Genomic DNA, 12,382 nt, shown 5'->3' with positions numbered 1-12,382 from the left:
GACGGTAGAGCGGATCACGGTCTGTCATGCCTCTTCATCGCCTATCAAGCCCCAAGTTCCGTTAACTTTACGATGCCCGACCGGCTGATCGCCCGCGATCTCATCGCCCATCTGGAGCGGGCGGGCTATGTCGTGGACCATGCCCGCGACGGCGAAGACGGCTGGTATCGCGGCGACAGCGAGGATTTCGCCGCCGCCATCCTCGATCTCGGCCTCCCCTCCATGGATGGCATGACGATCCTGAAACGCTGGCGCAAGGACGGGCGCCGCTTCCCCGTCCTCATCCTGACGGCGCGCGGCAATTGGGAAGAGCGCGTGGAAGGCATCGATGCCGGGGCGGACGACTATCTCGCCAAGCCCTTCCAGATCGCGGAAGTCCTCGCCCGCCTGCGCGCTATCCTGCGCCGCTATGCCGGCGAGCCGAGCCCCGTCCTCAGCGCCGGCGGCCTACACCTGGACCCGCGCGTCAAATCGGTGACGCTTGGGGACCGGCCGGTCGACCTGACGCCGCTCGAATATCGCTGCCTGCACCATCTGCTCCAGAACCGCGAGCGCCATGTCAGCCAGCAGGAACTGACCGAGCAGCTCTACGCCCAGGATTTCGACCGCGACAGCAATTCGGTGGAGGTGCTGATCGGCCGGCTGCGGCGCAAGCTGGGCAAGGCTTTCATCGAGACGCGCCGCGGCTACGGCTACCGGATCGCCGCCGCATGAGATGGCCAACCTCCATTCGCAGCCGCCTCCTGCTGATTTCCGCGTTGACCGTGAGCCTCGCGCTGACACTGACCGTCACCTTGCTGGTCTCGCTCTTCTCCAGCAACATCCGCAACCGCATCGATGCGGAGCTGACCAGCCATATCAACACGCTGGCCGGCGCGCTGTCCTTTGCCGCCGACGGCACGCTCCAGCGCCCGGAAAGCCCGCTCGACCAGCGCTTCGCCACGCCCTATGGCGGGCTTTACTGGCAGATCGTCGACGATGCGCGGGGGCAGACCGTCCGCTCGCTGTCGCTGTTCGACACGGCCCTTGCCCTGCCCATGGACAGGCACGCCGAGGGCGCGGTTCATCGCTACCTGCTGCCCGGCCCGGCCGGAAGTTCATTGATCGTCCTCGAGCGGCTCGTGCAGGTCGCTGCACCGGAGGGGAAACGCGCGCTGCGCATCGCGGTCGCCATCGACGCGCAAACGCTGGAGGAGGCCAGAGCCGCCTTCATCCGCGACATCCTGCCGGCCGTCGCCGGGCTCGGCGTCTTCCTCGTCGTCGCGTCGATCCTGCAGTTCACCCTCGGGCTGCGGCCGCTGGCGGCGCTGAACGAAGGGATCGTGCGCATCCGCGAGCGGCGTGCCAACCAGTTGACCGGCGCCTATCCCAGTGAATTCCAGAGCACCGTGGCGGCAGTCAATGCGCTTCTGGATACGCAGGAAGCGATGATGGGCAAGGCGAGGAAGCGCGCGGCCGACCTCGCCCACGGCCTGCGCACGCCGCTGACGGTGCTCTCGAACGATGTCCTCACTCTGCGCGACAAGGGTGAGGCGGCCATGGCGGACGAACTGGAGCACCTGGCGTCCGTCATGCGTAATCATGTGGAACGGGAACTGGCGCTTGCCCGCATCGCCGCCAGCGCGGACCTGCGCCGTTCGGACGCCGACGTAGCCATGATCGTCGGCGAACTTGTGCGCATCCTCAAGCGCTCCCCTTCCGGCGAGCGGCTGCGGTTCGAGATCGACGGCCCAAACACCGAGACCGTGCCCATGGACCCAGCCGACTTTCGCGAACTCATCGGCAACCTGCTCGAAAATGCCGTCAAATGGGCGACGGCCGAAATTCGCGTGCGCTGGAAGCGCAACGAAGACGGCCTGCGTCTGACGATCTCGGACGACGGTCCGGGCGTGCCGGAGCAAGAACTCGGCAATCTCACCCGCCGCGGCTGGCGTCTTGACATGGCATCCCCCGGCTCTGGCCTCGGTCTCTCCATCGTTCGTGAAATCGTCGATGTCTATCGCATCGGTTTTATGCTGCGGAACAGAAAGGCCGATAGCGGGCTGGAAGCCGAGCTTCTGTTCGCTCATACATGATGCAAACCGTCACGCAGATGGACGCCCCCCATCGACTCTCGCGCTTCGGCGTTGCATCCTGCCCTACAGAAACGACACGCGGTTCGTTCCCCACCGCATCCATAGCAATGTAAAATCGAAATGCTCATCCAAGAAGGCGACAAGAGGACTCCGGCAACAGACCTGATGCTGGCTTCAATTCTGGCGTTCGTCGCAGGCGGCGTGAACAGTGCCGGTTACCTTGGCTACCGCTATTTCTCAGCCAACATGACCGGCAATGTCTCGATGGCCTCCGATTTCCTCGCAGTCTCCCGGTCCGACCTGGCACTGGGATTCCTGACGATCGTCGTGATGTTCATCCTTGGTGCCTTCATCGCCTCGTGTCTCATCGAAGTCGGCAAGCGGCAGCTACGTCGTAACATCTACGCCCTCACATTGATCGTCGAAGCCGCGCTTCTGATGCTTGTCGGGCTTTTCATCACCCTGAGCGCACGCTCCCCGAATGGTGTGCTGGTGGTGGGCCTGTTGAGCCTGACCATGGGATTGCAGAATGCGGCATCGACGCGGATTTCCGGCAGTCGCGTAAGAACGACCCACGTTTCGGGTGTAGCAACCGATATCGGGGTGGGCATCGCCATGCTTCTGGGAAACAATTCCAGCTCCGACAGGCTGGCCATCGTGCTGCGCTTGAAACTCCACCTCGTCACGATTGTCTTCTTCGCACTCGGTGGCGTATTTGGCGTTCTTGGATACCAGCACCTCGGGGGATTATCCTTCTGCGCTTTGGCGATGCCTCTACTCCTGCTAAGCATCAGATATCTCCGGTAATGCAGATGGAGAAATGCTGCCCGCTCTGCCGGACGGCGCGCACTTGCAAATTGAGCAGACTGTCGGCTTTGAAGTGTCACAACTTTAGACTGAAGGACCATAATAAAGGCGCAAATATACCTCTACTCCAGCCGGATACCGGCCAGCACCGACACATCGCCATAGCAACCGTCGACTATCCCAAGAACACAATTCAAATCCGAATCTACTGTTATTCTGGCCCACGATCACCGTATTTGAGCAGCCCCTTCACCGCCTCGCCATCCAAAGCCTGCGCATCGAACAGCGCCGTGGTGAGCGCGTCGAGCTTGTCGCGGTTCTCACTGATGATTTCGACCGCCCTCGCAAATGCCCTTTCCAATCCCGCATGGATGCGGGCTGCGAGATCGGGATTACCGTCGAGCACGGCGGTCGGGTCCTTGTCATCGCGGTAGAGCAGCGGCTGAATCGCACCGAAGCCGAGGGAACGCTCCATGGCGAGCGCCATCTTCGTTGCCCTGGCGAGACCGCTTTCGTCCGAACCAGCGGACCCGGCGGACACCTTGCCGACCACGATCTGCTGGGCGGCGCGCCCCGCCATGAGCATGGCAAGCATGTCCTTACGGTACCCCAGCGTATCAGCATTTGCCTAAACCCGCAATCTTCCAACCTATCGGTCCCACCAATTGTGGGTTGCTATGATCCGGGCCGACTTCATGGCCTGAGTAAAGTCGTAGGAGCTACGGCGGTTAAGAAATTCCTACATTAAGCAACCTGTGATGAAATAAACAGCAGAGAGATCAGAAATTAAACTTGATAAATTTCAAAAGGTTAAGCGTGCAAATCCGCGCCTCTCACGTTCTGGCGCATTCTCCACATCAACTGTCGCGATATGAAATCTTGGGTTGAATGGAATTTGGAAGCCGATACGGGGTCCCGTTACAACGTCGATTGACAAGAATAGCTGGCCAAAGTCCAGCCACCACCAGGAGGCACGGCCATTTTCCGGTCCTGTCAGTCCGAATTGTGCGATTGCTTCAAACTTTGCCCATAAACCTCAGGAACCCTTCGACAGGTCTCCCGGCCTGCCGAAAAAAGAGGTCCTGTCGCTATCGGCCGGACTCCGCCCGAGGCGTCTCGCAGAAGAAACAGCACGTCTAGGCCAAGGTGCTGGGCAAGCTCGGTCCCGGACGTCGGACCGAGAACCGTCAACGCGGTCGCCCAGGCATCGGCTTCAGCGCAGGTTCGCGCGACGACCGTGACCGAAGCGGGCGACGACAGTAGCGGCGCACCGCGGCGCGGATTCATGGTGTGCGAGAGACGGCGACCGTTCACGACAGTCCAATGCCGGTAATCGCCAGAGGTGGCGACCGCAGCCTCCTGCAAGGCGAGGACGGAGTGCGGCGCTCGACGGGCCGCGTCGGGACCTTCTACGGCAATGTTCCACGGTTCACCATCGGGGCGCAGACCGAGCGCCCTCATCTCGCCGTCAATTCCCACGAGGCCGGAAGTTATGCCGAAGCGCCCGAGGATCGCGACCAGCCGGTCGACGCCATATCCCTTGGCAATGCCGTTGAGGTCGATCGTGATCGGCGCGCGCTTGCGCACCGCCGCGCGAACAGGATCGAGCTCGAGCGCCACATGGGCGGGTTGGCGCGATGTCGCGAGTGCCTTCCGGATCAGGGCCCGGTCGGCCGCTTGCGGGCCAAAACCCCAGGCAACGACCGCATCGCCCACGCCGATATCGAAAGCTCCGCCCGACGCACGGCCGATTTCGAGCGCAAGATGCAGAACGTCTGCCAGACGCGCCGGCACATCGATCCAGTCGCCGACGGGACCGGCGTTCAACCTCATCAGAGCGCTGTCGGGCTTCCAGGTGGACATCTGCGCGTCCACCTCGTCCATTTCCGCCTGAAGAGCGTGTCGAACCGGCTCCGGATCGAACCCTGCCTCCGTGTAGAACAGCGCGGACCAGCGCGTTCCCATGGTCGGTCCGTTGAGCGCGTGCCTCATCGGATCAGTAGACGTCTTCGACATAGCGTCCCTCCGCCTTGAGCAGGGCCGGCGTCAACCCTACCGGCGCGAGAATCTCGGCAAGCGCCGCCGAAACGCCGACGGCCATATCCCGCCCACCACAGACCATGATGCGCGCGCCGCTGCGGATCAGGGCTGCGATCTGGGCGGCATCCTCAAGAAGAGCGTGCTGGACATAGCGCGGCATCCGCCCGCGCGAGCAGGCCCCGACGAGCCGGTGAAGGCGCCCTTCGCGATGCCAGCGCGTCAGTTCGTCCTTGTAGAGGAAATCGCTGGCAGGATGACGCATTCCGAAGAACAGGTGGATCGGACGGCGGCGCGCATTGGCGCGCACGAAGCCCGCCAGCGGCCCTATCCCTGTTCCAGCTCCGAGCAGGATCAGCGGTGTCCTGCTCCTGCCGGCATGGAAGCCGGGATTGGTTCGGATGAATGCGCGAACGGCACATCCTGGCTCCAGATTGAAGAGCTGCCCGGAACAGAGCCCCGCCGGATGCTTCTTCACGACGATCTCGATGAAGCCATCGCGCCGTCCCGAAGCCAGCGAGTAGAACCGTGGAACGGACGAGCCCTCGGGCAGCACGCCGAGAAGATCGCCTGCCGAATATCGACCGAAGCCACGCCCGGCCAACCGATGCCAGAACGGGACTTTGGGCAGCACGAACCGCAGGATCACTGTCGGAGCTTGCACCTCCGCGCCGTATTCGCGTCGCGAAACGAGGGTCAATGGGGAGGCCGCCAGCAAGGCTGGCCGATGGACAAGCTCCAGCCCGATCCCTATTGCCTCGCCCAGCGATCGTCCCCAACGGGCAAAATCCTGCGGCGACTGCCGGTCGACGGTTTCGTATGGGATGAGCGTGCTCCACCCTCGCGCCTCGGCGGCCCTCGCAACGACCTGGGCAAAAGCGCAGTAGGCCGGGAAGCTGCGGTCACCGAAGCCGAGCACGGCGATCGGAATGGTTGGCTCTACCGGCAGGGTTTGCAGGCGATCGAGAAACCCCCGCGCCGAAGCGGGCGCATCGCCATCGCCATAGGTTGCCGCAAGAATGAGAACGCGCCGGGCATGCCGGTAGCGTTCAGGATCGAATGACGACATCGGCGCGGTGTGAACCGCCTGCCCGAGCTTCGTCAGCGCGGCGTGCAGTGTCGCAGCGAAGCTCCATGTGCTGCCGCTCTCGCTGCCGACAAGCAGGATCGTTTCCGCACGTCCAGCCGTTACATTGCCGTGAATCCGTGGCCGCCCGCGCCGACCCGCCAGCCACAGGATGAGGCCGGTGCCCGCCATCGCCGGCACGCCGAGCGCCATCATGCCGAGCACGAGGCCCAAGGTGGCCGCGCCTCGACCGGTATGCAGCATATAGATAGTCTCCGAGAGACGCTGCCATCCGGTCAGGTCGCTCCAGGCGAGCAGCGCGCCGGTGCCGTGATCCAGATAGCCCGTGCCGCGATCCGTCTTCAGCGTGAAGACATCCGTCGCATCGGCCGGATCGGGAAACGCCAGGCTGCGCAGTTCGGTGACCGGTGTCCGTTTCAGCAGATCCATATGCGATGCGGCCATGCCGGTCCGGCCGCTCGCCTCGATGTGGGCGACGGGAGATGTGGCCGCGTCGGGAAGGAGATCGAATGTCGATGCCGTCATCCACAATGCGGTGGCCGAGGACAAGACGAGGCCTGCGACGGCGACGCGCGCGATCTCGACATGCAATCTTCCGGCGAGCGGCCCGCGTATCGGCGCGAACCATCGCCGCCAGCCGCCGGCCCTGCGGGCGACGAGCATAGTGCCGGACACAGCCAAGACCAGCATGGCGGCAGCGCCCACTGCCGCTGCGATACGCCCGCCGTCACCGAGAAAGAGCGACCGGTGCAGACCGGTAAGCCACTGCTCGACGGCATTCGGATCGCTGGAGGCGACACCCAGCCCTGTTGCGGGATCGATGATGGCGGCCTGAGGCGCCCCACCCTCAAACCAGTAGGCGGTGATCTTGCCGGAGGGCGCGCGACGTATCTGTTCTATTTGAGGGTGGATGGCGAGGATACGTCCGGCCAGCGTCCCGACGGAAAGCCCTGCCTCGGCCTGCGGGGCGGACAACCGTTCGGCGGCGGGAAACAGCGAGAGTGCTGCACCGCTAAGGCTCAAGACCAGCAGAAAAAGAGCGGCCAGAAGGCCTGGCCAGCGATGGATGACACGGATCATGTCGTCCACCGCCTAGAAGGAGTAGGCAACGGTCGAGACGTAGCGTCGACCGCGAACGGTCGTCTTCGTGCCCGCAGTGGTCAGGGGAACGGCGACCTCGTTGGGGCTGTCACGCATGTCCTCCACGGCTGCGTCGACATGCAGCGTGTAACCTGCGTCGAAAAGCGCATCGGCAAGGTCGAGCGAGATCTCCAGCGTGCGCCCCGCACCGACGCTAGCGCCGGTAATGCCGTCGATACCGGCGCGGCCGCCAGTGGCGCGATACCAGCCCGATAGATGCTCGTAATATTTGGACTTGCCGCCAGCGACCCAGAGCGTGCCGGCATATTTGCCCTGGGGATCGGTGACGTAGAGCGCGAGATAGGCGCCGTCGCCGCCATAGTTGGTCAGCGTTGTGGTCAATGTCACCGGCCGGGCCATGGCGAGGCCAGGGAACGTGAGGGCGGTTGTCATGGCGAGAGCTGCGAGAAGCGATTTCATGTCGGCTTGCCTTCTGCGAGGAAACGGTGTCCGGGTCGTCGCAGAGCGCCGACCCGTCCTCGTCACTGTGGCGAAGCCGCCTGAGGGCTGCCTGACGGCCATCGGGATTTTCCGTCAGCACTTCGTCAGGAAACATCGGACACGGTCAGGTCCGCAGCAGATGCAGGAGCGACCGGCCTGTCGGCAGGCCAGCCGCGAAAGCTCCGGGGACTGAACAAGACGGCAGCCAGCCACGCTCCGCTCAGGCGCGTGGCTGGCTGCCGCTGCGTTAGCGCGGAGACATCCGCTGCAACGTCCCGTCGCGCAGGACGTACTGGTGCCAGACCGCCATCGCGGCATGCAGTCCGGCAAGGTAGAGGATGATCGTGCCGGCATTCTCATGAATGTCCGCGATCAGGCCCGGTGCGCCCTGCACCCGCTCGGTGATCGCCGGAAGCTGGAAGCCGAAGAAAGAAACGGGAACACCGAGGCGCGACGCCGCGTACCAACCGCTCAACGGCAGGGCAATGAGGAACAGATACAACAGCACATGTCCGGCTTTGACGGCAAGGGCGAGACGGCCATTGGACTGCGGCGCGTCCGGGGTTCCGCCCGCAAGGCGCAGGATCAAGCGCGGAAGCACCAGGACGAGCACGGCCAACCCGAACGAGAAATGCAGCAAGGGCGGGTTTTCGGCCATATGACGGCCTCCCGTCGAGGTCAGCCAGGCCCCGAGGATCAGCAGGGCTGTCAGCCAGTGGATGACGATCATGCTTCTGGAATAACGGGCCGGATCATGAGGCATGGCGGGATCTCCTTGCGACGGTCGCAGCGCTTGAGCGATAGCGAGATGGGATTGCTACTTGATGGTGGTCTTGGGCCGCACGGTCGTCCCGAGCAGGGTGTTGGAGGATGTTCCGCCTACGGTGTCGTTCTGCGAGGCTGGCGGCCGCTGACGCCTCGATCCGTGACGGTCGTCATCGCGATCCCTGTGCCGGAACTTGACGATTTCGAGGGTTTCCGGATCGACCTTGGCCTTGAAAGCCAGGCCATTCCGGTCGGTTCCCCGGATTTCGTAACAGCCGTCATCGATCTTGATCCTGGCAACGGTCCAGCCTTGACTGGCGGCCATTGTTTCGACCGCTTCCCGCGGCTTCCATCGATCCATCGAGACATGGCAATCGTCGTCGTCAGCCTTGGCGATACCGGGACCGGAGAACGCCAGAGCGAGGATCGCGGCCAGCAAATGTTTCATCGTTTCATTGTTCCTGATCAACGCGCTTTCGGGGGAAACCATGGCACGCTCTCCTGACGAACGCCTGAAGCGGCGATGGGCCGATCTTCAGCAAACCGACAGCATCGGACGCTAGGCAGGAGGATGGCGAGACGGGTGACCCTGGGATGAGAGTTCTACTGATCGAAGACGATGCTATCCTCGGAAAGGCCGTGCGCGAGCAGGTTGCCGCCCTCCACTCGGTGGACTGGGTGACACGGCTCGATGCGGCGCGCGAACATCTCCAAAGCGCGGCATACGATCTCATCCTGCTCGATCTGATGCTCCCGGACGGATTGGGCATCGCCTTTCTCAAAAAGCTTCGAGCCGAGGGCAGCGTGACGCCGGTCATCATCCTGACGGCGCTCGACCAGATCTCCGACCGCATCGCGGGCCTCGATGCCGGCGCCGACGACTACATGATCAAGCCGTTCGATCTGTCGGAACTCTCCTCGCGGCTGAATGCGGTGGCGCGGCGATACAGCGGCAACCCGAATCCTCTCATCGAGATCGGCGACCTGCGCATCGATCTCGCCGCCCGGACCGTGATGCACGGCGCGCGCCCTGTTGAGCTTACCGGTCGCGAATGGGCGCTGTTCGAAGCATTTCTGCAGCGGCCCGGCATCGCGATGACCAAGGCGCAGCTCGAAGATCGGCTCTATGCATTCGGCGCAGAGGTCGAGAGCAATACGATCGAGGTTCACGTCAGCAGACTGCGCAAGAAGCTCGGCCACGGCGCGATCGATACGGTGCGGGGCATCGGGTATCGTCTTGGAACGGCAAGATGAAGCGGCCCAGGAGCCTGCAATGGCGGCTCTCGCTATGGCTGGGGCTAGGGCTAACGGTGTTATGGGCACTTGCCGCGGTCGTGACCGCGCAGATGCTGCGCCACGAAATGGACGAGGTGTTCGACAGCGCCCTCGAAGAGACGGCGCAACGCATCCTGCCGCTTGCGGCGATCGAGATCATCGGCCGCGATGCCGACGACACCGAACAGCGCGTTGCCACGCTCCGCCAGCACGACGAGTATTTCACCTATGTCGTGCGCGATGCCGCGGGCAAGGTTCTGCTGCGATCGCACAGCGCCGATCTCGCGGCATTCCCGCCGTTTTCCGGAATGGGCTTTGCCACGACGCCGACGCACCGCCTCTACTCCGACGCGACCCTCCAGCAGAATCTGACCATCACCATCGCGGAGCCCCTGTCGCATCGCCGGATGACCGCCGGGCGACTGTTGCTCGGGCTGAGCCTGCCGCTGGCCGTCATTGTCCCGCTCGGCTTGATCGGCATCTGGGTCATTGTCCGGCTGTCCATGACCCCGGTTCGGACCTTCCGCTCGCAGATCGAGGCGCGCGGCGGCGGTGATCTGACACCCATCGACGCGGAGGACCTGCCCTCGGAGATCGGCCCCGTCGCCAAAGCGGTCAACCACCTCCTGGACCGATTGACGCGTACCTTGCAGGCCGAGCGCAGCCTGGCGGCCAAATCGGCCCATGAGCTGCGGACACCGGTGGCTGCTGCACTGGCGCAGGCGCAGCGCATGATCGCGCAAGCGCCGGACGACGCCACGCGCGAGCGCGCCGAGGATATGCAGACCGCCTTGCGGCGCCTTTCCCGCCTCACCGAGAAACTCATGCAACTGGCGAGAGCCGAGGGCGGACGCCTTCTCGCCGAGGCGCCGGTCGAGATCGGCGCCATCCTGCGGATGGTTGTGAGCGAATTCGACGGGCAGGCCGAGACTGCAGGGCGCATCGACCTGACACTGCCAGACGCGCCGGTATTCGCAAGCATCGACGCCGACGCCTTCGCCATCCTGGCCCGGAACCTGATCGAAAACGCCCTCAAGCATGGCGTGCGGGACGAACCGGTCGCCGTCACCTTGTCGGCAGACGGCTGTCTGCGCGTCACGAACGCCGGCCCGGTCGTGCCTTCCGCAGTGCTTGCGCGGCTGAGCGAGCCCTTCGAGCGCGGTCAGGCTCTGGTGCGGGGGGCCGGCCTGGGGCTCGCCATCGCCCGGACCATTGCTGCCGGAACAAATGGACGGATAGAACTCCAATCTCCCGCAAGCGGCAGGATTGACGGGTTTGAGGCAAGGTTCTTCATAGACAAATGATCATCGACATCGACGCCAGATGCTGAAAGGCAACTCGGGAGACCATGGACACTGACGCCCTGCTCAGCCGCCTTGCGGTATCGCTTTCGATCGGTCTGCTGATCGGCCTGGAGCGTGGATGGCGTACCCGCAACGAGGAAGACCATCTGCGCGCGGCAGGTCTACGAACGTTCGCGCTGACCGGTCTCACCGGCGGCATTACCGGCGCCCTGGCCCGGCAGTTCGACTCTGGCCTCGTGATCGGTCTTGTTTTCCTCGGGTTCACCGCGGCATTCGCCTCCTACCACTGGCTCGAAGCGCGGGCCGAGCGAAATTACAGCGCGACATCCGTCGTCGCCGGCATAGCCACGTTCCTGCTGGGAACGCTTGCCGTCGTCGGCGACCTTGCAGCCGCCATCGCCGGGGCTGTTGCCACGGCTGTGCTGCTTGCCCTGCGCGAGCCGTTGCATCGTTGGGTCGCGTCGCTGAGCTGGAATGAGATCCGGTCGGGCCTGACGCTTCTGGCAATGACCTTTCTCATGCTGCCGATCCTGCCGAACAGGCCGGTCGATCCCTGGGACACCGTCAATCCATATGAGATCTGGTTGCTGACCATCCTGATCGCCGCGGTCTCCTTCGCCGGCTACGTCGCCGTCCGCGTGTTCGGGGACCGGCTTGGCGTCCTGATGACGGCGATCGCGGGCGGGCTCGCCTCTTCGACAGCGACGACCTTGACGCTGGCAAGGCTTGCCCGCCGGCACCCCGAGTCCAGCACGCTGCTTTCCTGTGGCGTGCTTCTTTCCGGCTTGACCATGATCATCCGCGTTGCAGTCGTGGCGACGGCCTTGAACCCAAGCTTGCTTCCGCATCTCAAATGGCCATTGCTCATCGGCGGTGGCGTGCTCGCCATCGGCGCCGGGCTCCTGCTGCTACAAAGTCGCGGCTCCTCCGAACAGCCGGAACTTACGATCACCAACCCGCTGGAATTGGCGCCTGCCCTGAAAATGGGGACACTCATCACCGTGGTCATGGTGGTGTCGCATCTGCTTCAGCAGTCGTTCGGGAATGCGGGCGTTCTGGTGACCGCCGCCGCTTCGGGCATCGCCGATGTGGATGCGATTTCGATCTCCATGGCCCGCCTGGCGTCGCATTCGATCGAGCCCGGTCTTGCGGCAGATGCGATCCTGATCGCCGTGGCCATGAATACACTTGTCAAAGCCGTGATGGCGGCATGGGTCGGAGGCTCAAGGATCGGCGGGCCCGTCAGCGCCCTTAGCGTGCTCGGCCTTGCGGCCGGCATGGCAGCGTCTCTGTATCTTGGCCGTTCGTGAATTGAGGGGGAGATTGCGGCCGGGCATGCGGCCACACTCGGGCCTTGATGGGTCGGTCTGGTCGGCTGTAAGCGATGGTTTCGGGGAGAGTGGTGTCGCTGATCTCCCCGAAATCGGGTAATGCAAGCGGGGCAGCAAAAC

At 63.8% G+C, this 12,382-nt stretch carries 12 protein-coding genes; 6 read left to right on the top strand and 6 right to left on the bottom strand.

The genetic code is table 11. The features are described 5' to 3' along the window. Positions 1–72 precede the first annotated feature (72 nt). From P7F60_RS29670 to P7F60_RS29660, 3 genes are all read left to right on the top strand, one after another. A complete protein-coding gene (locus tag P7F60_RS29670) occupies positions 73–714 on the top strand; it encodes a response regulator transcription factor (protein ID WP_277921112.1) in 642 nt (213 codons plus the stop codon). Continuing rightward, on the top strand, positions 711–2,075 hold the full coding sequence (locus tag P7F60_RS29665; RefSeq protein ID WP_277921110.1) for a HAMP domain-containing sensor histidine kinase: 1,365 nt from the start codon (positions 711–713) through the stop codon (positions 2,073–2,075). Before P7F60_RS29670 ends, P7F60_RS29665 begins: the two co-directional genes overlap by 4 nt. Positions 2,076–2,195: 120 nt before the next feature. Beyond that, a complete protein-coding gene (locus P7F60_RS29660; RefSeq protein ID WP_035219792.1) occupies positions 2,196–2,882 on the top strand; it encodes a YoaK family protein in 687 nt (228 codons plus the stop codon). Between the two features lie 211 nt (positions 2,883–3,093). Here P7F60_RS29660 and P7F60_RS29655 read toward each other — a convergent pair whose 3' ends face one another. The 6 genes from P7F60_RS29655 to P7F60_RS29630 form a co-directional block, all read right to left on the bottom strand. Then, positions 3,094–3,477, bottom strand: a complete 384-nt coding sequence (locus tag P7F60_RS29655) for a hypothetical protein (RefSeq protein ID WP_051795987.1) — start codon at positions 3,475–3,477, stop codon at positions 3,094–3,096. A gap of 398 nt (positions 3,478–3,875) precedes the next feature. After that, the gene (locus tag P7F60_RS29650) at positions 3,876–4,898 is read right to left on the bottom strand and encodes an FAD:protein FMN transferase (protein WP_023513010.1); all 1,023 of its coding nucleotides are present in this window, start codon (positions 4,896–4,898) and stop codon (positions 3,876–3,878) included. Further along, positions 4,879–7,086, bottom strand: coding sequence for a PepSY domain-containing protein (locus P7F60_RS29645; RefSeq protein WP_277921109.1), 2,208 nt, complete (start codon positions 7,084–7,086; stop codon positions 4,879–4,881). The genes P7F60_RS29650 and P7F60_RS29645 overlap by 20 nt, the downstream gene beginning before the upstream one ends. A gap of 12 nt (positions 7,087–7,098) precedes the next feature. Continuing rightward, positions 7,099–7,566 carry a DUF2271 domain-containing protein gene (locus P7F60_RS29640; protein ID WP_023513012.1) on the bottom strand — a complete coding sequence of 156 codons (468 nt, stop codon included), beginning with the start codon at positions 7,564–7,566 and terminating at the stop codon, positions 7,099–7,101. Between the two features lie 268 nt (positions 7,567–7,834). Further along, positions 7,835–8,350 (bottom strand): cytochrome b, encoded by a 516-nt coding sequence (locus tag P7F60_RS29635; RefSeq protein WP_023513013.1) that lies wholly within the window; start codon positions 8,348–8,350, stop codon positions 7,835–7,837. Positions 8,351–8,404: 54 nt separating this feature from the next. Next, entirely contained in the window at positions 8,405–8,791 is a 387-nt protein-coding gene (locus P7F60_RS29630; RefSeq protein ID WP_277921108.1) for a PepSY domain-containing protein, read from the bottom strand. Between the two features lie 155 nt (positions 8,792–8,946). Between P7F60_RS29630 and P7F60_RS29625 the strand changes: the two genes are divergently transcribed. The 3 genes from P7F60_RS29625 to P7F60_RS29615 are packed head-to-tail and all read left to right on the top strand — an operon-like array spanning position 8,947 to position 12,241. Then, a complete protein-coding gene (locus P7F60_RS29625; RefSeq protein WP_024271189.1) occupies positions 8,947–9,606 on the top strand; it encodes a response regulator transcription factor in 660 nt (219 codons plus the stop codon). Continuing rightward, complete coding sequence (locus P7F60_RS29620; RefSeq protein ID WP_035219798.1) at positions 9,603–10,931, top strand: ATP-binding protein; 1,329 nt, start codon at positions 9,603–9,605, stop codon at positions 10,929–10,931. The genes P7F60_RS29625 and P7F60_RS29620 overlap by 4 nt, the downstream gene beginning before the upstream one ends. Before the next feature lie 44 nt (positions 10,932–10,975). Continuing rightward, positions 10,976–12,241, top strand: a complete 1,266-nt coding sequence (locus P7F60_RS29615; protein WP_277921107.1) for an MgtC/SapB family protein — start codon at positions 10,976–10,978, stop codon at positions 12,239–12,241. Positions 12,242–12,382: the final 141 nt, after the last annotated feature.

Origin of the sequence: Rhizobium sp. YJ-22, from assembly GCF_029601685.1 — a bacterium.
Taxonomy (GTDB): domain Bacteria; phylum Pseudomonadota; class Alphaproteobacteria; order Rhizobiales; family Rhizobiaceae; genus Metarhizobium.
Note: the sequence above shows the minus strand (reverse complement) of the source record. Positions and strands in the feature narration are given on the sequence as shown.

Bases quoted from the DNA above. Each gene is read 5' to 3' on its own strand.
- P7F60_RS29670 (WP_277921112.1), top strand. From the start codon at position 73: ATGCCCGACCGGCTGATCGCCCGCGATCTCATCGCCCATCTGGAGCGG.
- P7F60_RS29665 (WP_277921110.1), top strand. From the start codon at position 711: ATGAGATGGCCAACCTCCATTCGCAGCCGCCTCCTGCTGATTTCCGCG.
- P7F60_RS29660 (WP_035219792.1), top strand. From the start codon at position 2,196: ATGCTCATCCAAGAAGGCGACAAGAGGACTCCGGCAACAGACCTGATG.
- P7F60_RS29655 (WP_051795987.1), bottom strand. From the start codon at position 3,477: ATGCTTGCCATGCTCATGGCGGGGCGCGCCGCCCAGCAGATCGTGGTC.
- P7F60_RS29650 (WP_023513010.1), bottom strand. From the start codon at position 4,898: ATGTCGAAGACGTCTACTGATCCGATGAGGCACGCGCTCAACGGACCG.
- P7F60_RS29645 (WP_277921109.1), bottom strand. From the start codon at position 7,086: ATGATCCGTGTCATCCATCGCTGGCCAGGCCTTCTGGCCGCTCTTTTT.
- P7F60_RS29640 (WP_023513012.1), bottom strand. From the start codon at position 7,566: ATGAAATCGCTTCTCGCAGCTCTCGCCATGACAACCGCCCTCACGTTC.
- P7F60_RS29635 (WP_023513013.1), bottom strand. From the start codon at position 8,350: ATGCCTCATGATCCGGCCCGTTATTCCAGAAGCATGATCGTCATCCAC.
- P7F60_RS29625 (WP_024271189.1), top strand. From the start codon at position 8,947: ATGAGAGTTCTACTGATCGAAGACGATGCTATCCTCGGAAAGGCCGTG.
- P7F60_RS29620 (WP_035219798.1), top strand. From the start codon at position 9,603: ATGAAGCGGCCCAGGAGCCTGCAATGGCGGCTCTCGCTATGGCTGGGG.
- P7F60_RS29615 (WP_277921107.1), top strand. From the start codon at position 10,976: ATGGACACTGACGCCCTGCTCAGCCGCCTTGCGGTATCGCTTTCGATC.